Origin of the sequence: Pseudomonas bohemica (genome assembly GCF_002934685.1) — a bacterium.
GTDB classification, from domain to species: domain Bacteria; phylum Pseudomonadota; class Gammaproteobacteria; order Pseudomonadales; family Pseudomonadaceae; genus Aquipseudomonas; species Aquipseudomonas bohemica.
This window is the reverse complement of sequence record NZ_NKHL01000116.1, coordinates 149,787-171,315: the sequence shown is the minus strand read 5'-3', so window position 1 is coordinate 171,315 and position 21,529 is coordinate 149,787. Positions and strand designations below refer to the sequence as shown.

General features: G+C 60.7%; 18 protein-coding genes. 5 read left to right on the top strand and 13 right to left on the bottom strand.

Annotation, left to right across the window (positions count from 1 at the left end; genetic code table 11):
* Window positions 1-362 precede the first annotated feature (362 nt).
* The 4 genes from CE491_RS21510 (at window position 363) to CE491_RS21495 (ending at window position 4,178) form a co-directional block, all read left to right on the top strand.
* Window positions 363-1,652, top strand: coding sequence for an MFS transporter (locus tag CE491_RS21510; RefSeq protein WP_110950360.1), 1,290 nt, complete (start codon window positions 363-365; stop codon window positions 1,650-1,652).
* A 69-nt stretch (window positions 1,653-1,721) separates the two neighbouring features.
* A complete protein-coding gene (locus CE491_RS21505; protein ID WP_110950359.1) occupies window positions 1,722-2,042 on the top strand; it encodes a 2Fe-2S iron-sulfur cluster-binding protein in 321 nt (106 codons plus the stop codon).
* A gap of 35 nt (window positions 2,043-2,077) precedes the next feature.
* A complete protein-coding gene (locus CE491_RS21500; RefSeq protein WP_110950358.1) occupies window positions 2,078-3,313 on the top strand; it encodes an NAD(P)/FAD-dependent oxidoreductase in 1,236 nt (411 codons plus the stop codon).
* A 31-nt stretch (window positions 3,314-3,344) separates the two neighbouring features.
* Window positions 3,345-4,178 (top strand): oxidoreductase, encoded by an 834-nt coding sequence (locus CE491_RS21495; protein ID WP_110950357.1) that lies wholly within the window; start codon window positions 3,345-3,347, stop codon window positions 4,176-4,178.
* 43 nt (window positions 4,179-4,221) lie between these two features.
* Here CE491_RS21495 and CE491_RS21490 read toward each other — a convergent pair whose 3' ends face one another.
* The 5 genes from CE491_RS21490 to CE491_RS21470 form a co-directional block, all read right to left on the bottom strand.
* The gene (locus CE491_RS21490) at window positions 4,222-4,575 is read right to left on the bottom strand and encodes a hypothetical protein (protein WP_110950356.1); all 354 of its coding nucleotides are present in this window, start codon (window positions 4,573-4,575) and stop codon (window positions 4,222-4,224) included.
* Between the two features lie 20 nt (window positions 4,576-4,595).
* Window positions 4,596-5,858 carry an MFS transporter gene (locus tag CE491_RS21485; RefSeq protein ID WP_110950355.1) on the bottom strand — a complete coding sequence of 421 codons (1,263 nt, stop codon included), beginning with the start codon at window positions 5,856-5,858 and terminating at the stop codon, window positions 4,596-4,598.
* Between the two features lie 48 nt (window positions 5,859-5,906).
* Window positions 5,907-6,698 (bottom strand): SDR family NAD(P)-dependent oxidoreductase, encoded by a 792-nt coding sequence (locus tag CE491_RS21480; protein ID WP_110950354.1) that lies wholly within the window; start codon window positions 6,696-6,698, stop codon window positions 5,907-5,909.
* Window positions 6,699-6,802: 104 nt separating this feature from the next.
* Window positions 6,803-7,834: a hypothetical protein gene (locus CE491_RS21475; RefSeq protein WP_110950353.1), complete on the bottom strand. Its 1,032-nt coding sequence runs from the start codon at window positions 7,832-7,834 to the stop codon at window positions 6,803-6,805.
* A gap of 53 nt (window positions 7,835-7,887) precedes the next feature.
* Window positions 7,888-9,165, bottom strand: a complete 1,278-nt coding sequence (locus CE491_RS21470) for a cytochrome P450 (RefSeq protein ID WP_110950352.1) — start codon at window positions 9,163-9,165, stop codon at window positions 7,888-7,890.
* Between the two features lie 236 nt (window positions 9,166-9,401).
* Between CE491_RS21470 and CE491_RS21465 the strand changes: the two genes are divergently transcribed.
* Window positions 9,402-10,052 (top strand): TetR/AcrR family transcriptional regulator, encoded by a 651-nt coding sequence (locus CE491_RS21465; RefSeq protein ID WP_234407645.1) that lies wholly within the window; start codon window positions 9,402-9,404, stop codon window positions 10,050-10,052.
* 8 nt (window positions 10,053-10,060) lie between these two features.
* Here CE491_RS21465 and CE491_RS21460 read toward each other — a convergent pair whose 3' ends face one another.
* The 8 genes from CE491_RS21460 to CE491_RS21425 all read right to left on the bottom strand — a co-directional run bounded on the left by CE491_RS21460 (window position 10,061) and on the right by CE491_RS21425 (window position 21,401).
* Window positions 10,061-11,644: a phytoene desaturase family protein gene (locus CE491_RS21460; protein ID WP_110950350.1), complete on the bottom strand. Its 1,584-nt coding sequence runs from the start codon at window positions 11,642-11,644 to the stop codon at window positions 10,061-10,063.
* A gap of 96 nt (window positions 11,645-11,740) precedes the next feature.
* On the bottom strand, window positions 11,741-12,571 hold the full coding sequence (locus CE491_RS21455; protein WP_110950349.1) for an SDR family NAD(P)-dependent oxidoreductase: 831 nt from the start codon (window positions 12,569-12,571) through the stop codon (window positions 11,741-11,743).
* 29 nt (window positions 12,572-12,600) lie between these two features.
* Window positions 12,601-13,422, bottom strand: coding sequence for an enoyl-CoA hydratase/isomerase family protein (locus CE491_RS21450; RefSeq protein ID WP_110950348.1), 822 nt, complete (start codon window positions 13,420-13,422; stop codon window positions 12,601-12,603).
* Between the two features lies 1 nt (window position 13,423).
* Window positions 13,424-14,389 carry a VOC family protein gene (locus CE491_RS21445; protein WP_110950347.1) on the bottom strand — a complete coding sequence of 322 codons (966 nt, stop codon included), beginning with the start codon at window positions 14,387-14,389 and terminating at the stop codon, window positions 13,424-13,426.
* 96 nt (window positions 14,390-14,485) lie between these two features.
* Complete coding sequence (locus CE491_RS21440; RefSeq protein WP_110950346.1) at window positions 14,486-16,993, bottom strand: efflux RND transporter permease subunit; 2,508 nt, start codon at window positions 16,991-16,993, stop codon at window positions 14,486-14,488.
* A gap of 69 nt (window positions 16,994-17,062) precedes the next feature.
* Window positions 17,063-18,223 carry a WD40/YVTN/BNR-like repeat-containing protein gene (locus CE491_RS21435; RefSeq protein ID WP_234407644.1) on the bottom strand — a complete coding sequence of 387 codons (1,161 nt, stop codon included), beginning with the start codon at window positions 18,221-18,223 and terminating at the stop codon, window positions 17,063-17,065.
* 121 nt (window positions 18,224-18,344) lie between these two features.
* Window positions 18,345-19,709, bottom strand: a complete 1,365-nt coding sequence (locus tag CE491_RS21430; RefSeq protein WP_110950345.1) for a DUF1329 domain-containing protein — start codon at window positions 19,707-19,709, stop codon at window positions 18,345-18,347.
* Window positions 19,710-19,739: 30 nt separating this feature from the next.
* On the bottom strand, window positions 19,740-21,401 hold the full coding sequence (locus CE491_RS21425; protein ID WP_110950344.1) for a DUF1302 domain-containing protein: 1,662 nt from the start codon (window positions 21,399-21,401) through the stop codon (window positions 19,740-19,742).
* Window positions 21,402-21,529: the final 128 nt, after the last annotated feature.

Below are 21,529 nucleotides of genomic sequence, written 5' to 3'. Positions count from 1 at the left end.
GGTTCAGTTGCGCCAATAATGAACACTTTCATGGCAAGTGTAAATATTTCATCCATTTGCCATGCTCTGAAACGCTACGATGCTCGCTAACTCCCGCTCTTGAGCGTTTTCGAAGCGTCCGAGGAGTGCTAACGCGTGTTCTGTACGGTTCTAATCGCAGGTTTTTTTGGCGCATTGATGAACATATATCGGAATTATGTCTATTATTCAGCGGTGATTCCGCTTGCGATCGCTGGACAGCTATCCCCAGCTGCCATATTCTCGATCCGGAACGCAGTTCTCGAACGGAACTGACGAATCACCCGCACGGTTTGCACAGCTCCGACGCCTGGCTCAACAAAACCTATAAAGGAAGCCAATACATGACCTCTTCGAAAAACGAAGCGGCGATCGATTTCAGCGAATTTCGAAGCGCCTGGAAGATTCTCATTCTGTCCGTGGCCGGTGTCGCGATCAGCATCAATGCCGCGCTGCTGTATGGCTTCGGCACGCTGGTCGTGCCGTTGAATCAGGCGTTCGGCTGGACCAGGCCAGAATTGCAGGCGTGCATCACATTCCTGTTTGGCGGCGCAGTCATTTCCCTGCAGCTGGTTGGCTGGTTCAACCTTCGCTACGGTATCAAGCGGGTGACTGTGGTTTCACTGTTGCTACTGGTGCTCGGCTATCTGGCCACCACGCAGCTCACCCCCTCGATCTGGACGATGTACCTGGCTTTCGCGCTGCTGCCCATCGTCGGCATGGGCACGCTCGCGGTGACATGGACCCAACTGCTGAGCCTCTGGTACGAGCGCAATCGTGGCCTGGCGCTGGCGATCGGTCTGTCGGGCACTGGCCTGACTGCCGCGATCATCCCGCGTCTGATGACCTGGGGCATCGAACAGTGGGATTGGCGCGCGGCGTTCGTCATGCTTGCACTTCTGAACCTGGTGGTTCTTCTGCCGCTGACGCTGTTGTGGTTTCGCTTGCCAGGTGTGCCGGATTCAATAGGCGAAGAGCGTATCGGCGTCGAAAAAACTCGCGACAACCTGTTGCTCGCCCTGCCCGGCATGAGCTTTCGTGAGGGAATACGGTCCGGCAAATTCTGGATCTGCAACCTGGCGTTATCGCTGGTGGTGTCATCGGTGGTCGGCATGGTCACCAGCACCATTCCGCTGTTGCAGTCCAAAGGGCTCAGCGCGGCGGACGCCGGGCTGATCTTCAGCGGCTTCGGAATTTCTCTGATCCTCGGCCGGATGCTGATCGGCTACCTGCTCGATCGTCTCTGGCCGCCTGCCGTGGCTGCCGCCAGCCTGATGATGCCTGCCGTGGGCTGCATGATTTACCTCAGTGGAACCACGGATTTTCAGCTGCTGTTGATGGCGGCCATGCTGGTGGGTTTCGGTGCAGGCGCCGAGTTCGACATCGCCGCTTTTCTCGTCGCGCGCTACTTCGGATTGCGGGAATACGGCCGACTGTTCGGCGTGCATCAGGGCTTGAACACCGTGGCTTCGGCCCTCGCACCATTGCTGTTCGCCTTCATGCTCAGTCGCAGCGGCGATTACTCGGCGATGCTGGTGTATTGCATGGCGTGCTGTCTGATCGGCCCGCTGTTGCTGCTGATGCTGGGACGCGCACCGCGCTTTCAGGGTGCTGCACTGGCAGCCCAATCCTGAACGCCGGTTGCCGCTGTCAGCGCCAGCCTTTCGTGACTTGCCCAACAATAAAAACCAGAGGAAACCCGCATGCCAGTTCTGACCCTGATCGAATTCAACGGTACTGAACACCGCGTCCACGCCGACATTGGCCAATCGGTCATGCAGGCCGCCAATTTCGCCAGTGTCCCGGGCCTGCAAGCCGATTGCGGAGGCGCCTGCAGTTGCGCCACCTGTCACGCCTTCGTCGATGACGCGTGGCTTGCCCGGGTGCCTGCGGCCGAGGAAGCGGAATCAGACATGCTCGAGTACGCCAATGGCCGGGCCGACAACAGCCGCCTGACCTGCCAGTTGATCGTCAGCGATGCACTCGACGGCCTGGTGCTGCGTTTACCTGAATCCCAGTACTGAGCCTGTTTCCATACGATCAAGTCCAAGGAGTTTTCATGTCACTTGCCTCAATCGTGATTGTCGGTGCAGGTCAGGCGGGTTATCAGGTCGCCGCTTCGCTACGGCAGGAGGGATACACCGGCCGCATCGTCCTGATTGGCGACGAACCCGGCCTGCCCTACCAGCGCCCGCCACTGTCCAAAGCCTATCTGCTGGGCAAAATCGCCGAAACTGCGCTGCTGTTCCGTCCGGCAGATTTTTTTGCAACCCAGAACATCGAACTGATTCACGATCAGGCGAGCGCCATCGACCGGCTCAATCGCCGCGTGTTGCTGGCTTCCGGGGGGGCGGTGGGCTATGACCATCTGGTGCTGGCGACCGGCGCGCATAATCGCCCCCTCACCGTGCCAGGTGCGAAACTGGAGGGTGTTTTCGGCATCAAGACCAAGTTGCACGCCGACACCCTCGCCCCTCTTGTTCATCAGGCTCGCAACGTCGTGGTCGTGGGCGCCGGTTTCATTGGTCTGGAGTTCGCCGCCGTCGCCGCGGCCCTTGGGGCGAACGTGCATGTGCTGGAGTTGGGCGATCGTCCGATGGCCCGTGCCGTATCCCGGGAAATGTCCGAGGTGTTCCGCCAGGCTCATGAAGGCTGGGGCGTGCATTTCGATTTTCGTCAGGGGCTGGCGAGCATCGAAGGTGACAACGGCAGAGTTTGTGCGGTGATCACCAGTGACGGGCGCAGGCTGCCGGCGGATCTGGTGGTGTTCGGCATCGGCGTGATCGCCAACGTGCAAATCGCCAGCGAGGCCGGGCTGGACATCGAAAACGGGATCAAGGTCGATGCCCATTTGCTGACCAGCGATCCGCAGATTTCCGCCCTCGGTGATGTGGCGTGCTTCCCGTGCTTGCACAACGACCAGCAACCGATTCGGCTGGAGTCTGTGCAGAACGCCGTGGATCAGGCCCGCTGCATCGCCGCACGCCTCATGGGCAAACCTGCAGCCTATGAGGCGCTGCCGTGGTTCTGGACCGATCAGGGTGCGCTCAAACTGCAAATCGCAGGGCTGTCCACCGGATATGACAGCAGCGTCGTCGTCGGCTCACCCGAGACCTCGCAGTTGTCGGTGCTGTGCTTCCGTAATGATCAACTGATCGCCGTGGAGTCTTGCAATCGTCCTGGCGACCACATGGCAGCGCGCAAGATTCTGACTCGCGCGCCACAACTGACGTCTGCGCAGGCGGCAGCACCTGGCTTCGACCTTAAGGCCTGGGAAGCGGCCAACCGGCCATGAGGTCAGCGTTCATTTCAACGGGAATCGATCTATGAGCAAGGTCTGGATGATCACCGGCGCCTCTCGCGGGTTGGGCGCCTACATCGCCACAGCAGCCCTGTCCGCCGGCGACCGGGTGGTGGCGACAGCGCGCGCCGCATCGGCGCTGGACGAGCGTTTTACCGAAGGGCCGGACCAGTTGCTCAGGCTTGCGCTGGATGTCACCGATCAGGCTCAGGCAAATGCAGCAGTGGATGCAGCACTGAGCCGGTTCGGCCGCATTGATGTGCTGGTCAATAACGCCGGCTACGGACAGCTTGGCCCGTTCGAAACCAACACTCAGGCGCAAGTGGAGCGGCAATTCCAGACCAATGTGTTCGGCGTGTTCAATATGTGCCGCGCGGTGTTGCCGGCGATGCGCAATCAGCGCAGCGGGCAGGTCTTCAACCTGTCGTCCGTCGGCGGTTTGATTGGCATGGGCGGAGCGTCGTTGTACAGCGCATCGAAATTCGCCGTAGAGGGTTTCAGCGAGGCGCTGGCTCAGGAAGTCGCCAGCTTCGGGATTCACGTGACGCTGGTCGAACCGGGGGTGTTTCGCACTGACTTCCTCGACAGCAGCTCCATGGCGTTCGGTGCGCTGTCGGTGCACGACTACGCAGCGTTTGTAGACAAGCTACAGGCCTCTTGCGCAGCCGGTAACCACCAACAGACGGGCAATCCGGCAAAACTGGCCGACGCGCTGATCGCCCTGGCCAACGCTCAAACCCCGCCGCTGCGCTACCTGGCCGGCAGCGATGCCTACAGCCAGGTCAACGCGAAGCTTGTGCGCATGCGCGACGAAATCGAACGCTGGCAGGCGCTGTCGGCTTCAACCGACGGGTTTTGAGTTCGGGCGGAACAGGCGGGGCTCGGGCCCCGCCTCCACCGCGTCAACCTGCAATGAAGTACCGGACCGACAACAGCCCCTCTTCGAACCGATACAACTCGATCGTGTCGATCCCCGCTTCACTGCCGATGATCGCGTTGCGGTGATGGCAGGCCGCTTCGTCACCCTTGATCACCACCAGTTTGACTTCTATGCGGATCCGCGGCTGTTGCTGCGTCCACATACCTTCAAGCACCTGCCAGGCGTCCCGTTCTGGCTGACCGACGTATTCGATGCTAAGGCCTCTGCTGGCGACCTGTCGGTAATGCGCGAAGAACCCTTGTTTGTCACCGTTGTTCCAGCACTCGACTTGCCCGTGCAGGAAATGCTCGATGGTCTTTTGATCGGGAATAGTCATGGATGAACCTCCAAAGATGATCAGGTCGAAGGCGAGCGGTAGAGCGGCGCAGACCCCAGGGTCAGCATCACCAGCGTCGCAATGACGGCACACCCCAGGCAGTATAAAAGTACCGGGCTGTAGTTGCCGAACAGGGTAAACAGGTGACCGAACAGGGCCGGGGCCAGGCCGGAAATGACCGTCACCAGCCCCAGATGCAAGCCAAAGATGCGTGCATAGTCACGAAGACCGAAATAGCGCGCGATCATGAACGCTGCGATATCGAACTCTGCCCCGGCACTGAAGCCGATGCAGATCGTGGCCAGGACCAATAGCCCGATGGCGTCGGGGCCGCTGAACATGAAGAGCAGACAACCCAGCGCGGGCACGCAGAGACTGGCCGCTGCGATCCTGTGCGGCGGAAAACGATCGAGCAAATACCCCACCAGCAACCGTCCGACGATGATCGAGATGCCAAAGCTGCTGAAGATCTGGCTGGCCGTCAGGCTTGGCACACCCTTGTCCTGAAGGTAGGGCACGATGGTCGTCACCATGCCGACAATCAGCGAAACGGAAAGAATCAGCGCCAGATTGCAGCCCCAGAACACACGCGTGCGTATCGCCGAAGCGAAGCTCATCCCCTCGACAACGGGTTCGGCTCCGCAGGTCCGCGCCGAGGTCAACAACGGCGCCGGAAACTTCAGCCACGCCACGGCCATCGGCAACGTCAGCAGCAACGGCATCGCCGCCAGCAGGATGAACGCCGAGCGCCAGCCTCCGTGTTGAATGGACCACGCCAACAGCGGCGGCATGACCATCGCTGCCACCCCTGAGCCGCTGAGAATGATCGCCAATGCAACCCCCCGATTGCGCTCGAACCAGAGGCTGACCAACTGGGTCCAGGTAATGGCGATGGTGCCGACGGCCAACAGAGGCATCAGAAAAAACGCCAGATACAGCCAGTAAACACTGCCGCCGAGCATCGTCAGCGACCCGTAACACAGCACCTGCAACACCAGTGAGACCAGCGCCACCGACCGCAAGCCATAGCGGGCGTAAAGGCCGCCCAATAATTGAGAGCCGATGGCGACACCGGCAAACAGAAACGTGATCGAGGTCTGCAACTCTCCTCGGCTCCAACCGAACGCATCCTGCAGCGGTATCACCAGCGTGCCGAAGCCGTAGAGCAAGGCAGCACTCATGCTGGTCAACACCCCCGCTAGCCCCAGCAGAACGACGCGCCAGCCCCGTTGGAACTCGCCCGTCGTGGCGCGACGGGTCAATGAATCCAGTAAAACGGTCATGATCGTGCTCCGGCGCCAGACCTCGATCGCTGCCTGACGCCTCGAAGGTTAATGGGCGTTTTTCAGTGAGGCATCGATTTTGGGAAGCGCCACCATGGTCGCCCCGCCGTCTACCAGCAATGAGGTACCGGTGATGTACGACGCCTCGCTGGAGGCCAGGAACATCACCGCCGATGCGATTTCTTCGGGCCTGCCGACCCGTGGCACCGGGAAGTTGGACGCCAGCGTGTCGGGCAGCTCGTGGCCGAGGGTTTCGTGCATATGATCGGTGCCGATCAAACCGGGCTCGACCACGTTGACCAGCACGTTCAGCGCGCCGAGTTCCACAGCCAGGCCGCGAGCGAAGGCGTTCATGAACGCCTTGGTCGAGCCATAAGGAATCAGACGCGGCGTATATTTACGATTGGCTTCACCCGAAGAGATGTAGATCAGGCGTCCTTTGTCGGCGGATCGGGACAGATACGGTGTCGCATCCTTGGCCAGCCAGAACAACGCCTGTACATTGCTGCGCACGATGTGATCGAAGGTCTCGTCAGCCATCTCGACGATCAGGCCGCTGCTGGTGTCCGCCGCGCAGTGCACGAGAATGTCCAGGGCGCCGAACGCGTCGACCCCGCCCTCGATCATGCCTTTGACTGCTGCGCGGTCAGCCACATCGCCACCGACCAGACACGCTGCGCCCCCTGCGGCCTCGATCAGCGCCACCGTTTCCTGCCCCCGGCTTTCAGTGCGTGCGCTGACCACCACCTTCGCGCCCTCACGTGCAAACGCCAGGGCGATAGCCCGTCCCATACCACGACCGGCGCCGGTCACCAGTACCACTTTGTCTTGGAATCTCATTGGCCAGACCTCTTTTTTATTGTTGTGCTGGATCCGCAATACAGCAGCCCTGCCCGCATCGGGCAGAAACGCGCCTCGGCAGGCTGAGCTGCTGGTGGCGAATATCAAATATCCGAACCCTTGACGTTACGCGACGGGCCGTTGCGACGGTCCGATTCGCCCCACCCCAGCCACCGATCAGGCTCACGGGTATCGCCCACGCGACGCCAGCGGCCTTCCTGTTGCGCTGTGACCGGGAAACCACCGACGAAATCGATCATCTCGCCTTTCGGATCCGGCAAGAATTCCCATTCTTCCTGGCCGTCCAGCACGATTCGCGCAGTGTCGACGAAGTAGCTGCCCTCCTTGTGCTTGACCAGCCCCTCGATGTCGTTGGTGACTCGGACCTCGCCTTTTTCGTTGGCAAAGATCGCGTAGCCCAGATGATCGTGGCCGACCATGAAGGAGCCTGTGTCCCAGGTTCCGTCCTTGTAGACCGTGACAAAGGTCCACCAGATGACGTGTTTGTTGTTGTTCACCACCAGGTCTTTCTTGAAATGGATTGCGCCGCCTTCGGCCATGTAGAACTGATCCAGCGCCATCGCACCCTTGACCGGTTTACCATCACAGACCCCGGCGATGTCCCAGACCTGGGACACGTAGAACGTCCCCCACTCCCCCCCCGGCAAGTACCACTGCAGCCCCGGCGCGAGCAGGCGTCCTTCGAGGTTGAACAGCCCGTCTTCGCGATAGGTGATGCGCTCGCTCGAGGCCGTGATTTCCCAGCCGTTGCCTGGCTCATCGGGCTGACTGCTCCAGCGCACGGTATCGCCGTCGAGGACTTGCACCGGCTTGGGTGTCAGGGCCTGCTTGGCGATGCGTGCCTGATCCATGCGCAGGTGTTTACCGTCGACCAGGGTGCTCATGAAAAAGAACTTGGTCGGATTCGGGGTGCCGCTCGGTGCCATGATCGAGCGCACGAAAGAGTAGATATTGCCCTCCTCGTCCCGTACAGATCCGAAGGGTGAGCTTTTGCTCAGCTGCAACCCGAAGAAACCGCGCTCCCCGGCCAAGGCCGGCCCAGTCACGTTGTGAGGCCCCACCAGTTGCTGGAAGCCGAAATCCCCGCGTTCAGGAATGGTCTTGAAGGTTTTCATGCTGTGTGATCCCTTTTTTTGTCGTTGAAAGGCAAATGGATGAATCGGCCGACTCAGTCCCAGATCACCGGCAGGCTTGATGCGCCACGCAACTGCGCGCCAGTGATGACCGGGCGCGGTTTTGAAGGGTCCAGGCGCACGTTGGGAAAGAGGTCGAGGATCGCGTTGATGGCGCAGTTGAGTTCGACCTTGGCGACGAATTGGCCGATGCACATGTGCGGGCCGAACCCGAACCCGAATGACGGCTTGGGTTTGCGCTCGATATCGAATGCATCCGGGTTTTCAAAGGCCTCTTCGTCGCGATTGGCCGACACCACCATGCATTGCACGAACGCACCCTTGGGAATCTTCACGCCGCCGATTTCCACATCCCTGGCAGCTTCGCGGACCTTGAAGGTCGCAACCGGCTCGTAACGCACGGTTTCGTCGATCAGCTTACCGATCAGCGAGCGGTCGTTGCGCACGCGGTCCACCAGGCCGTCGGTGGTCAACAGCAGCGTCAGCACCGAGCTGAAGGTACGTGAAGTGGTTTCGCCCGCAGCGGGCAGCAACGAGCGCACGAAGGTCGTGACCTCATGATCGTCAAGCTGACGCCCTTCGTGCTCGGCACGCAGCAAACGGCCAATCAGGTCATCGCCGTCGCTGCCATTGGCACGGCGCTGGATCACGACCTTGAGAATCTCGTCATAGAGGGATTTCACCGCAATGCCCGCCAGGCGCCGCGCTTCCGGCGCCTTGGCCGGATCGATCTGATTGCCTCCGACCATGGCCAGCGCCCAGGCGGCGTATTGGCGATAGGTCTGCGGATCATCCTCAGGAAAGCCCATCAGCGCGTACATTTCGCGGATCGGAAAATTGAGCCCGAAATCCATCAGGTCCGCGCGCTTGTCATCGATCATCGGGATCAGGAAATCTTCGCGGATCACCCGGTCGATCTTGCCTCGCCATTTGTTGACGGTTTCCGGCATGAACGCTGGCTGAAGCAATGCGCGCACCTTGCGGTGCTGTTCGCCGTCCATTGCCAGAATGATCAGACCATCGAAGAAGGCGCCAAGGCCTTCGGCGATGAAACCGCTGGTGAAGCTTGCGCCGTCCCGCAGCACGGCCATCACATCCTGATACTTGAACAGAGCGAACGTCGGGCGGGTGCCGGCCTGCATTCCGGCATTGGTGGGCACACCGAACCGGGCAATGAAGTCGCCTTCATGGACCGGTGAGTGTTGCCGCATTTGCCGACACAGCGCGTGAATGTCGAGGTCGGCGCCCTTGTACATATCCGAGACGGCCGAGTAAGCGGATTCGAGGTTCAGAACGGTACTTTCGCTGCTCATGCTTCACACCTTTTTCTTGTCTTTATTGTGGGGGCTGTCGAGTGAATGACGCGCTGTGCAGATGGTATCTACACAGCCGTTGGCAGCGTGTTCAATTCGTTGTACGCGCGGTAAAACGAAACGTCGCGGCGCCCGATATGCGCAGAGGGTTGCTTGTTACAGCCGACGGCGGCAGTGTGTCGTTCACCGTGGCAACGGCCTGCCGCGCAACAAAAACAACAGCAAGGAGACGATCGGTGAAAAGCTCCGAACAGCCCGAGATTGGTAAACTCAATACCCTCAAGCGGATTCTGGCGGCGGCTCGCCAGGCATTCTCGGACAAGGGCCTGGCAGGCGCGCGCATCGAAGACATCGCCCAGGATGCCGGCGTCACCAAACAACTGATCCACCACTATTACGGCACCAAGGAAGGGCTGTTCATCGCCGTGCTCGACGAAGCATCGGACAGCATCATGTCGGAGCTGCTGGGACTTGAGGTCGAAAGCCTGGCACCTGCACAGGCGCTACAGCGGCTGCTGCATCACTTTTTCGATCAATACGCGCAGGATCCACTCATGGGTTCGCTGGCGCTCGAAGGCATCCGTTACCACGACGCGCATCACACGCCGCGCAATCACTTTCTGGAACAGGCGCCCCGGCTGGTGAACAAGCTCGAAGGCATCCTCCAGCGAGGCGCTGAAAGTGGCGTCTTCAGACAAGGGCTCGATGCGCGCCTGTTCCTGGCCACTGCCGCGCTGATCACCACAGGCTGGTTCACCAATCGCTATTCCACCTCAGCCTTGACCGGCCTTGAAACGTATTCCGAACACGGCCTGCGCGTGTGGCGCAAGCACTGCGCCGACTTCGTGCTGGCGAGCATCGCGGCGCCCGGCCCATCGGGCGGCTGATCCGCGACTCACTTCAAGAAGCGTTTGACCCGCCCGGCGGCGATCTTCCCCGGCATGCCGGTGACACCGCCGCCAGGATGGATACCCGCGCCACCGAAGAACAAACCGGCGATCGGCAGCGTTTCGCCCCCCAAGCCAGCCGCGGGCCGCATGGTGCTGGAACGAAAGATCGAGGTGTCGATGTGCAAGACACAACCATTGTGCGCGTTCAGGCGTCTGGCCAACTCAGGGGCGGTTTCCACGCGGCGACCGATCTCCAGACTGGCTATTTCCGGAACGTACTGGCTGGCGAACTCGATGGTCTGGCGTACCGCCTGCTCACGAATGGCCTCCCAGCCTTCACGTGGATTGACCGGCATTGCCGGCGGGTACAGATAAACGATGTCCTGCCCTTCAGGGGTCTGTGATTCATCGATGGCACTGGGCGTGGCAATCCACATCCAGGGCAGCTTCGGGACTTCACCCCGTGCGGCGGACTCGAAGTTCTCGATCACCGCTTCGGCTGTTCCCACCAGCAATACCGGGCCGCGCAAGTTGAGCCCGTCAGCGCGGCGAGACTGATGCAAGGGCACGCTGATCTGCCCGCTCAGGGCGACGTCGACTTTCAGCGGCGAGCCGCCGTGAGCGTTGGCAGGCGCCATGGCAATACGCGTCAGCCATTTGCGCTCCAGTTCGCCCGCCGTCACCATGTCCAGCGCCACCTTGGGGTGACAACTGGCGACCACCGCGCGGGCCTTGATCACTTCGCCGTTTTGCAGACGCACGCCGCGGGCCTTGCCATTGCTGGAGATGATTTCTGCCACGGGTGCTTGCGTGCGGACCTCACCCCCCAGTTCCTTGAAGCGCGAAAGCATGGCGTTGGGGATCGTCTGCATGCCGCCGATGGGCCGACCGATGCCGAAACGATGAAGAAAGCCCAGCACGGCGAAGTACAAACCGCTGCCGTCGGCTTTTACCGGTCCCGCAGCGCCGGTCAGACAGGTCAGGGCAGAGATCGTCACAGGATGGACGAAGCGCTCGACGGCGGCCCCGTAGGCCGAACCGGTCGCCAGCGCGATGATGTCCGGCTTGATCGCTTTGTGTCTGCGTAGGGTGCGGAAGGCCCTGAACTTCACGCCGAGGTTCTTCTGCGCCGGGTCGACCCGCATCATCGGGTGCACCACGTCGAGCAAGGCGAAGATGACTTCGACGAACTTGACGTAGGCATCGGCGTCCTGCGGGGAGAATTTGCGGATCTCTTCAGCGGTCTTCTTCGGATCACGCCAGAACACCAGCGACGTGCCGTCCGGGTGCAGGTAGACATAAGCGGGTTTGAGCTCGACTTGATTGAAACCGTGGCGTTCCAGTTGCAACTCCGCGACCACCGAATGAGCACGCAGCGACAGCAGATCGGCAGCGCATGGATGCACCAGGTGATTGGGTGCCTCGGGGATCAGGTATCCGGATGACGCCATGCCACCGACTTTGTCCAGCGCTTCGAGGACCAGCACCGATTTGCCCTCGCCCGCCAGATAACAACCCGCCGAGAGGCCGTTATGGCCGCCGCCGACAATGACCACATCGTATTCGGACTTTTGCGCAGCAGTATTCATGTCAAATCCTTTTCAGCCAGATTCAGTGGCCCACACGCTGGCATCGCTCCGCAAACTACCGGCGCACAGGCATGAAGGCGAAAAATGAAACGGGGATTACATTCCCGTACGGCCCATTGTTTCGAACAGCGCGCGCATCGCCACCAGCGACGGAGTGTGACTGCTGAAGCCGCCGTCGGCGACCAGTGTGGTGCCGGTAATGAACGACGATTCGTCGGATGCCAGGTACGCCACCACGTCGGCGATCTGACGAGGCGTGCCGAGCTCGGGTGTCAGGTGGTTGTCGCGAATGATCGCCAGCAACTCAGGCGGCATCGAGCTGTGGGCGTTGTCTGCCGGTGCCAGGCCGATCTGCACAGCGTTGGCGCGAATACCCTGCTTGCCGTACTGCGCAGCGATACTGCGCGGCAGCATCATCAATGCGGCCTTGGAGCAGGCGTAGCCGGTAAGGGACATGTCGCCCTGCATCCCAAGTCCAGACGTGGCGAAGATCACTGAACCGGCCTTGCGCTCCAGCATCACGCTGATGGCGTACTTGCTGCACAGCACCGCGCCGCGCAGGTTGACCGCAATGGCGCGATCCCAGGCCTGCATGTCCAGGTTGCAGATATCGCGGTCGCGCTGGCGTTGATCGACGCCAAGCGCTGCGGCGTTGTTGTGCAGGATGTCGAGGCGCCCGAAACGTGCCTTGACCTGCGCGACCATGTCCTTGACCTGCTCCTCGGATGAAACATCGCAGGCGATGGCCAGCGATTGCGCCCCTGACTCAGCCACCGAGCGGGCCACCTGCTCGGCGGCATCGTGGTCGATGTCCACGATGACCACATGCGCGCCGTGGCTGGCCAACACCCGCGCGCATTCTGCACCCAGTCCGTTTGCGCCGCCGGTAACGATAGCGACCCGTTCTGCAAGTCTTGCTGTGCTCATGATGTTCTTTCCTGTCATTGATCAGCGCTTCATTCGCCGGTAAAACGTGGCTCGCGACGCTCGGCGAACGCGAGTGCCGCTTCCCTGGCATCCTTGCTCGGCGCGAGTAACGCGAACAGATCCAGCTCCAGATCCAGCCCCTGCTTGAGGTCCAGTTCCAGCGCGGCCCGCGCAGCGCGTTTGACCGAAGCCGATGCAGCCGGTGGCTTGGCGGCAATGCGCTGGGCGAAGGCCAGAACTTCTTCGCGCAATGTCGCGCGATCACTGGCAAGCCGGCTGACCAGGCCGATGTCACGCGCCTCCTGAGCGTTCATGCGGTCCCCGGTAAGCAACATGTCCAGCGCCCGGCCCGGCGCCACGACGCGAGAAAGACGCTGCGTGCCTCCGCCGCCCGGTATCAGCCCCAGCCCGGTCTCGGGCAAGGCGAATATTGCATCGGGTGCCGCGAAACGGATGTCGCAGGCCAATGCCAACTCCAGCCCGCCACCCATGCAATAGCCATGTATCGCGGCAATGACCGGTTTGTCGATGGTGTCCAGGCTGCCGATCCAGCGCGCGTTTTCCAGCCGTTGACGCACTTGCAGGGCCGTTTCCTCACCGCGCTTTTCCTTGATATCGGCGCCGGCGCAAAAACCGCGCTCGCCCTCCCCGCGAATCACAATGACGCGGACCTGCGGGTCGGCTTCAAGCAGACGCAAGCCTTGCGGGGCACCCTGACGAATCTGATCGTTGATCGCGTTGATCTGTCCGGGCCGCGTCAGGACCAGCCAACCGACCGCGCCCTCCCGTTCAATCGTGACCGACTCATTAATGAGGGTTTTGAGTTCCTGCTGTACAGGCTCGGCACTCATCTCAGCACTCCTCGAACTCGAACAGCTGGCCGTCCAGCTCCTTGGGATCGATCCGGATCAGCGGCTTGCCACCCACAGCTTCGCTGGATTCGATCCACTTGAATGCCGTCCCCCTGGCCCGCAGGTCATCTGCCTTGGCTTGCAGGCCATTGACGCCGATACGGATGTAATAGGGTCCGGGGCCCCAACTGTTGAGGTAGAGCCCGGCATCACTGTCCCAACGGGTCGCTTCAATGATGTCCAGAGTCGCGCTGTTGGCCAGGGTGAAACCCATGCGCGCGCGGCGATAGCCTTCGTCATGCAATGTCTGTATCGGCCCGCTGGGCTCCCAATCCAGATTGGCCGAGCAGCGGCGCAGGGTGTCATCCAGATCGCGCACCAGATAACCGCGCGCGGTGACGCGCACCATGTCACCGGGTTTAAGGTCACGAGGCTGCACGGGCGGCTCGGCGAAGGTCTCGGGCGGCATCTGCAGGGGTTCCATGGGCATGATTTCGATGCACAAACCCCCGTCCACCGACGGCTCGTAATAGGGCTTTTCGGGGGTCACCCCCAGCCACAGCCGATCGAATGGCATCTCGTCGGTACGCTGCGCCATGCGGAATGGCAAACGCCGGCGCATGAGCTTTTCCACCAGCGCGTTGAACTTGGCACCCTGGATCGCCAGGACGATGGAGTGGGTGATCATCGGCCGATGCCGACCCTGGTATTGCTTGAGGCTTTCCAGGAAATCATGGAACAGCGGATCGCCAGGATTGGGCTTGTCCAGGTGCCATTGCGGTTCGACACGGGTCGGCGATACCGCCAGCGACTTGTGAACCCGCAGGAAGTGCGCGATGTAAGGATGGTTATCGAACGCCTGACGCCAGCGCTCGTGTTTATGGATACCCAGTTTGTCGACCAGTTTCTCGGTCATGGCATCCGGGTCCGGCACCATCATGTCGGCACTCATCAACAACTCGAACATACCCTTTCCCCTTGTGCTGTTTCGCTTTTCCCGCTGGTCTGGCAGCGGTTGTCTTTATGGATTGGCTGCTACCAGCCGTGTCGTGGCAACGGCGTGTCAATGGGCGACGACGGCGGCCGAATGTGTTCTGGGACGATCCGTGGGCGTAGCCGACTCCGTGGCATCGAGCGTGCTGGCCTGCTGGTGTTCGCTGTCGCTGCCAAGCTTCGGATTGAGCAGGTAATGGGACAGCGCCGGAATCAGGACCAACGCACCGAGCATGTTCCACAAGAACATGAAGGTCAGGAGGATCCCCATGTCAGCCTGGAACTTGATCGGTGACCAGGCCCACGTGATGACGCCAGCGGCCATGGTCAGGCCGATCAAGGCGACCACGCGCCCGGTGAAATCCAGCGAACGGCGATAGGCCGTGGCGAGCGAGCCGCCGCGCTGCTGTACGGCCAGTTGCACACTCAACAGATACAGCGCGTAATCGACGCCAACCCCTACCCCGACGGCGATCACCGGCAGTGTCGCGACCTTCAGGCCAATGCCCAGCCAGACCATCAAGGCCTTGCAGATGATCGTGGTCATGACCAGCGGAATAAGCGCCACGAGCGTCGCGCGCCAGCTGCGGAAAGTCAGCAGGCACAGCAGCGCGGTGGCGCCATACACCGCGAAATACATGGTAACGATGCCTTTTTCGACCTCGATGTTGGTCGCCGCTTCGATCCCCGCGTTGCCTGCCGCCAGAAGAAACTGCGGCTGATCCGCAGCGCCGGACGCTTTGCTCTGATCGGCGAAATCCTGGGCCACGGTGAGCACACGGTTGAGGGTGTCGGCCTTGTGATCGGTGAGATAGGCGATCAGTGGCGTGACAGAACATTTCTGGTTGGTTATGCCCGGTTGGGAGATCATCGCGGCGTCGACCGAGGCATTGGTAATGGCCTGGTCACGGCTGATCGTCAGCCACTTGCCGCTGCCTTCCGCCATGCCCGAGGTAATGAATCGCACCGACTCGGGCAACGAACTGGTGGTTTGCACACCCGTGGTCTGGCGCAGACGCCATGCCAGGCGGTCCATGGCCTGCAAGGCCGGGTAAAGGCGGCAACTGTCCTCGGGGGTGGTCATGATCACCACGAACTGGTCATTGGAGAGCCCGTAGTTTTTCGAGATGAACGCACTGTCCTGGTTGTAGCGTGAATCCGGACGCAGTTCCGGCGCGCCGGGATCGAGGTCACCGACTTTCAGGTGCATCATTACCGCGCTGCCACCGGCAGTCACCAGCAGGGATACGACAATCACCAGGGTTGCCCAGCGCCGTTCGGTGAAGCGGTCGAGCCCGCGCCAGATCTTGCCCAGAATGCCTTTGTTCGCCTCCCCGGCGCGGTCCTTTTCGATCGCGATGCGCGCCGCTCGCTGACTGACGCCCAGATAAGACAACGCCACGGGAATCAGCAGCAGCTTGGTGAAGATCAATACCGCGACACCGATGCTGGTGGTCAGCGCCAGATCACGAATGACTGGAATATCGATGATGACCAGCACCGCAAAGCCGACAATGTTAGTCAGCAACGCCGTCAGGCCGGTCAGGAACAGGCGGCGGAAGGTATACCGCGCCGCAATGTACTTGTGCGTGCCGCGACCGATGTCCTGCAGGATGCCGTTCATCTTCTGCGTGCCGTGGGACAGGCCGATGGCAAAGATCAGGAAGGGCACCAGAATCGAATACGGGTCGAGCGAATAGCCCAACAACTCCATCAGGCCCAGCAGCCAGACCACTCCGGCAACCGCAACCCCCACCAGCAGCAGCGTACTGCGCAGGCAGCGGGTATAGAGATAGACGAACACTGCCGCGATGACCACCGATACACCGAAGAACATCATCACGGCATACAGGCCGTCGATGAGGTCACCGACCAGCTTGCTGAATCCGACGATGTGAATACCGACCTTGTCGCTTTCCAACGAGCGAATCTGGCTCTCCAGCTGCTTGGAGAAATCCCCGTAATTCAAAGGCTGCCCGGTCTGTGGATTGGTTTCCAGCAATGGCGCGACGATCATGCTCGACTGGCTGTTGTTGGCCACCAGGTTGCCGATGATGTTGGCCCGGGCAATGTTCTGTCGCAGCTTGTCAATGGACGCCGCGCTGCCGTTGTAATCGGCAGGCATCACGGCACCGCCCTCGATACCTTCCTCGGTGACTTCCTTCCAGCGCACGATGGGCATCCACAACGACTTCATCCACGAACGGTCGACGCCGGGGATCAGGTACAGCGTGTCGTTGACCTTCTGCAGTGCCTGCAGGTATTCGGGATCGTAGATATCGCCGGTCTTGTTCTCGACCACGATGCGAATGGTGTTGCCCAGCCCGGGCAGTTCGCTTTTGTAGGCCAGGTAATTCTTGATATAGGGGCTGGCGCTGGGAATCATTTTCTCGAAACTGGCGTTGACCTGAAGACGGGTGGCGAAGAACCCGAGAATCAGCGTCGCCAGCAAACAGGCGATGATCACCGGAATACGGTTGTTGAAGATGATGCGCTCCAGCCGCCCACCGGACTTCATGTCGAAGTCCTTGAGCTCTGCGATCACCGGCATTCCGCTGTTGTATTTTTGCTCTACCATCGCTGCGTTCCCGTTGAAGATGCTTGCCAGCCAGACAGCTGTCGTTGCCGTTGCAATGCGTTGCCAAACTCACTGGGCAGTGGCGATATCCACGACCTTGGCGCCTGTAAATCGCGATACCAGCAGTTGTCCCGGTTTGCCGGTCCCGCTGGCGCCATAAACCTCGCCGCCCCCGACCCCACGCAACGTGCTGACCTTGAGTGTTTCGGGATCGAGGGTCACCAGCTCACCGCCCTGCCCGACCAGCAGCCATTGCTTACCTTGATCGACGACGCTCATCAGACTTGAGCCGATGCCGGTCTCGATCTTCTGCCACTGCTGCCCATCGTCGCGGCTGGCGTACAGGTTGCCCCGCAGACCATGAGCCAAAAGTAGATCGTCGAAGGCCGTCACGCCGAACAGGGTTCCGGCGTATGGCAATTCCAGGTGCGTGAAACGCTCGCCGGAGACGTCCTGCCTGAGCAGCAGTCCTTGTTCGCCGCTGATGTAAAACACGCCGTCGCGCTGCGCCAGGCCATACAGGTGCATGCGTCGGTCGTTGTCGCTGCGCTCGACCCACGGCTGCCAGTGAGCGCCGTTGTCACTGCTATGCAGCAACATCCCGAACGCGCCCACGACGAAACCGTTGCCGTGTGCATCGAACAGCACATCCAGAAAGGGCGCGGCGAGTACCCCCGGCGTGGCGGTGGTGCTGGTGGCAGTGGCGGTTTCGTTGACGATCCGGGCCGCATCCTCGTCGCCCTTGTCGGCCAGCGGTTGATAGTAGTCAGCCAGCAACTTGATCAGGCTGCGGCCGTCAAGCTGCACCTTCCAGCTCTGGCCCGCGTCGCTGCTGTGCATGACCAGCGAATCATGGCCGACGATCCAGCCATTGCGATCATCGATGAAACGCACCTGGACCAGATCGCTGGAAACAGGACTCGACACTTGTTGCCAGGTCTGGCCGCCATCCGAGGAGCGCTGTATGACGCCATGGGGACCGACTGCGATCAATACGTCGCCCGCCCGCGCCACCGAGAGCGTGGGTACCGGTAAACGCTCGTCTACCGATTGCGCCGGCGTGTCCAGCATGTCGCCGCCATCGCTCGTCTGTGCCGCTCGAACGGGCTGCATTGCGGCTGTCAGGCAGACAGTCAGCAGGCAGGTGCGCGCAGCGATGAGCCACGGCCGCGATGTTTTTTTCTCGGCCGGTACTGCGTGGCAAACGGTATGAGGTTCAGGCCTGATCATTATTTTTATCCTCATCCGGACGACCTGGACTGGTCGCCCGATGGCATTGCTCTACGGTTGGCTCGCCGGTTCGGGAGTGTGCAACGTGCCCGATCCGACCTTCGTGCCAACCGTTCCCACCTCAGCGCTGCGTGACGCGAGCAACCACGGCTTCCATGTTCATGTCGCGTTCAGCCAGCGGCTTTTCGACGAACTTGTACCCACCCTTCAAGCCGTCGTTGAGCAATGCGTACATGCCCTTGTTGAAGTCGTAGACGACGTTCTTGACGTTGTAGGGAATGGTCTTGTCGTACAGCTGCACGCCGCTGAGGAAGATCGAGCGATACAGCGCACCGCTCTTGTCCCAGGCGTCATACAGGCCCACGCCGTAGGTGTCTTCATCAAGGTAATAGGTACGCTTGCCATACACATGGCGCATGCCCGGCTTGAGCGTCGCTTCGACGACCCACACCCGGTGCAGCTCCCAGCGTTCGTTTTCCGGATTGGCGAAGTGCGGCTTGAACTGATCGTCCTGTTTTGCCGTGAAGTAGAACTTGTAGGCGTTGTACGGGATGTACATTTCCTTGCGACCGATCAGCTTGTAATCGAAGCGGTCCTGGCTGCCGGAAAACATCTGCAGTTCATCGAACAGCGTCACCCCGCCCTGGCTGGCCACCGGCGTGTCGAAGTTGAATTCGGGCGCCAGTTTCACCCGGCGCTGGCCCGGCGAGTAGCTGTACGAACGGCGTGCCTTGGCCAGCGGGTCGAGATAATCGTTGAGCATCACCACTTCGCCCGAACGCCGTGCCGGGTAGTCATTTCGCGAGAAGACCCGGGCGTAAAGATTCATATCGCGATCTAGCTGGCTGACCTGGTAGTACGGGGTTTCTTCGAAAGTGGCCTGTTCGGCGGTCTTGGTAATCGCGCCATTGGCGTCGACCACCCAGCTGTTGGAAGACGATGTGGTCGAGTAACCGGTGCCGATCTTGTAGCGCAGCTGCTGGTTCCACATGACCTCGTTGCCGGTCTTGGGGATCGGGAATGGCAGGCCGCCCCGGCATGCGGTATCGACTGCCAGGCCGTCCTTTTGAGTCTTGCAGCTGGTGGCATTGCGCGCGGTGGCATCGAGCACCGCCTTGGGGTATGCCGTGGTGCGATGGGACGGGTAGATGTCAAGGTAGTAGTCGGGGTATTTCTTCAGCAGGGTTTTCTGCCCTTCGCTGAGTTTGTCAGCATATTTGTCGACGTTTTTCGAATCGATTCGAAACAGAGGCTTTTCATCCTTGAACGGATCTACCCAGAAACCGCTGTCGGGTTTGAAACCGGCCGGGGGGGTCGTCAGCCCGCCAGTATAAGCCGGTATGCTGCCGTCGGCGTTGCCCGCCAGGATGGCGCCGAACGGCGTCAGCGTCTTCCCGAGCTCCGCTGCCTCGTTGGCTGGCACCGCAGCCAGGCTGCACGTGGCAAATCCCGTTAGCATGAGGGATAAGGCAAGTTGTCTTTTCATACACACTTACTCCGATTCTTATTGGACTTGTCAGAATGAGGTCTTGAACGTGAAGGCGAGCCAGCCACGATCGGTGCCCCCCACGGCACCGTTACCGCCGATAGTGTTATTGGCCAGGTTCTTGGAGCGCGCGTCGGTATCGGCATAACGCAAGCCAAATTCATACAGCTGCGCATAAGTGAACTTGACGCCGAGCGAGTACGAGAGCGCGCCTTCGTTACCACCGCCTGCGGTCGCAGCGTTGCCGTGCAGCCCGTAGTTGACGGTTAGCGGAACCTCCAGGTCCCACGAGGGAAAAATAGAGAGGTATTGAGGCGTGTAGTTGACGGCCGCGGCGTAGTAATTCTTCGACGAGCAACCATCGGACTCACTGCCAGATCCTGCGATGCCAGGCGTCCGCGCGTTGGTACACGCTGCGGTGCCGACACCTTTGTACAGCTCATCGTGCTCGGTCACGCGCAGCAGGTGGCTATAGGCGAATTCACCTACCAGCGTGGCGTTTTCGGCGATGAAGTTACGCGGCACACCGTAGACGGCGTTGGCAATGAAATGCAGCGTGTCGCCACGCGGGCCTTCGTTGTCGACAGTGCTCACACCAGTGGCATTGAGCGCACCATTCATCCGATACGACAGCTCACTGCCGACCGCTACGGTCTCGATCACCCGGGAGAAACTCAGGCCCGCCAGTTTCACGCCCCGTGGATAAACCACGCGATACAGGCCCGAGGTTGCCTTGACCTGAGGAGCCAGCCACGGCTGATAGTCGTCGAACTCGCGATAATAGGCGCCGAAGGTGGACTCCAGTTCTTCGACGTTGAGCTTGGCCATCACGCCCCAGTTACGTCCATCACGGCCGAAGCGCGAGTTTTGACGCTGAAGCACCGAGCCATTGGCGGCTAGAGGCAGGCGATCCGGACCTTCGAACAGCGGGTCCGCGCCGCCGAAATAGGTGCCGCCGTAGGGAATACGGGTAGGTTCCCACTCATAGAAGTACTGGCCGGCCACCGACAGGCTGTCGGTAACCTGAGCCTTGGCCGAAACCTGCCCGACCGGCAGGAACACTTCCTTGGTTTCGATACCCGGGCTGGTGGCGGCCTTCACGCCGTCGCTCGGGGCCTGGGAGTAGGAAACCGCATGGGCGCCGAACAGCAAGCCTTCGCCCCAGTAGTTGGTGTGCCGCCCGGCCTTCACGTTGACGGGCGTGTCGCCGATGGTGAAGTTGCGCCAAAGGAACGCGTCGAGGATCTCACCGGATGGGCCGCGCACGTAGCGCTTCACTTCGCCACTGTAATGATCGTTCTGATAGCTGGTGGCATAACCGGCGGCATGACTCTTCACGTTATCGTCGTGATACGCCTGGTCATACCATCCAGCGGCACTCAGGCGCGCGCCCCAGTCGTTGAGGTAGGAGAAGTCGATTTCGGTTAACACATCCAGGCGATTTGTCACAACATCGCCCCGATCGAACTTGCCGTCGGACTCGTCGTAATTGGGGGTGTTCATGATGCGGCTGTTCTGCCCATCGGTACGCATACCCAGGTTGTACCGCACCGTATTGTCCCAGCGCAGGCGGTAGTCAGGGTTCGGCAGGTCAAAGGAAGCGGCCAACGCAGACTGCCCGCATCCCAGCACCAACAGCGTGATAGCACCGTGGGTCAGCGCGCTGCGACCCAGGTTGGTCATCTCTTTCATACAAACTACCTTTTATTTTTATTTTCAGTCGTTTATGTGCGTCCAGGCCATGCTGCTTCGCGCTCTGCTCCGAGGAGCAGGTCGATTTTTCACCTCAGACCGGACGATGGGCTCAGGAGGTTTGCATC

Coding starts and splice junctions, on each gene's coding strand:
- CE491_RS21430 (WP_110950345.1), bottom strand. CDS start 19,709: ATGAAAAGACAACTTGCCTTATCCCTCATGCTAACGGGATTTGCCACG.
- CE491_RS21495 (WP_110950357.1), top strand. CDS start 3,345: ATGAGCAAGGTCTGGATGATCACCGGCGCCTCTCGCGGGTTGGGCGCC.
- CE491_RS21460 (WP_110950350.1), bottom strand. CDS start 11,644: ATGAATACTGCTGCGCAAAAGTCCGAATACGATGTGGTCATTGTCGGC.
- CE491_RS21510 (WP_110950360.1), top strand. CDS start 363: ATGACCTCTTCGAAAAACGAAGCGGCGATCGATTTCAGCGAATTTCGA.
- CE491_RS21485 (WP_110950355.1), bottom strand. CDS start 5,858: ATGACCGTTTTACTGGATTCATTGACCCGTCGCGCCACGACGGGCGAG.
- CE491_RS21470 (WP_110950352.1), bottom strand. CDS start 9,165: ATGAGCAGCGAAAGTACCGTTCTGAACCTCGAATCCGCTTACTCGGCC.
- CE491_RS21435 (WP_234407644.1), bottom strand. CDS start 18,223: ATGATCAGGCCTGAACCTCATACCGTTTGCCACGCAGTACCGGCCGAG.
- CE491_RS21445 (WP_110950347.1), bottom strand. CDS start 14,389: ATGTTCGAGTTGTTGATGAGTGCCGACATGATGGTGCCGGACCCGGAT.
- CE491_RS21425 (WP_110950344.1), bottom strand. CDS start 21,401: ATGAAAGAGATGACCAACCTGGGTCGCAGCGCGCTGACCCACGGTGCT.
- CE491_RS21440 (WP_110950346.1), bottom strand. CDS start 16,993: ATGGTAGAGCAAAAATACAACAGCGGAATGCCGGTGATCGCAGAGCTC.
- CE491_RS21480 (WP_110950354.1), bottom strand. CDS start 6,698: ATGAGATTCCAAGACAAAGTGGTACTGGTGACCGGCGCCGGTCGTGGT.
- CE491_RS21450 (WP_110950348.1), bottom strand. CDS start 13,422: ATGAGTGCCGAGCCTGTACAGCAGGAACTCAAAACCCTCATTAATGAG.
- CE491_RS21490 (WP_110950356.1), bottom strand. CDS start 4,575: ATGACTATTCCCGATCAAAAGACCATCGAGCATTTCCTGCACGGGCAA.
- CE491_RS21505 (WP_110950359.1), top strand. CDS start 1,722: ATGCCAGTTCTGACCCTGATCGAATTCAACGGTACTGAACACCGCGTC.
- CE491_RS21500 (WP_110950358.1), top strand. CDS start 2,078: ATGTCACTTGCCTCAATCGTGATTGTCGGTGCAGGTCAGGCGGGTTAT.
- CE491_RS21455 (WP_110950349.1), bottom strand. CDS start 12,571: ATGAGCACAGCAAGACTTGCAGAACGGGTCGCTATCGTTACCGGCGGC.
- CE491_RS21475 (WP_110950353.1), bottom strand. CDS start 7,834: ATGAAAACCTTCAAGACCATTCCTGAACGCGGGGATTTCGGCTTCCAG.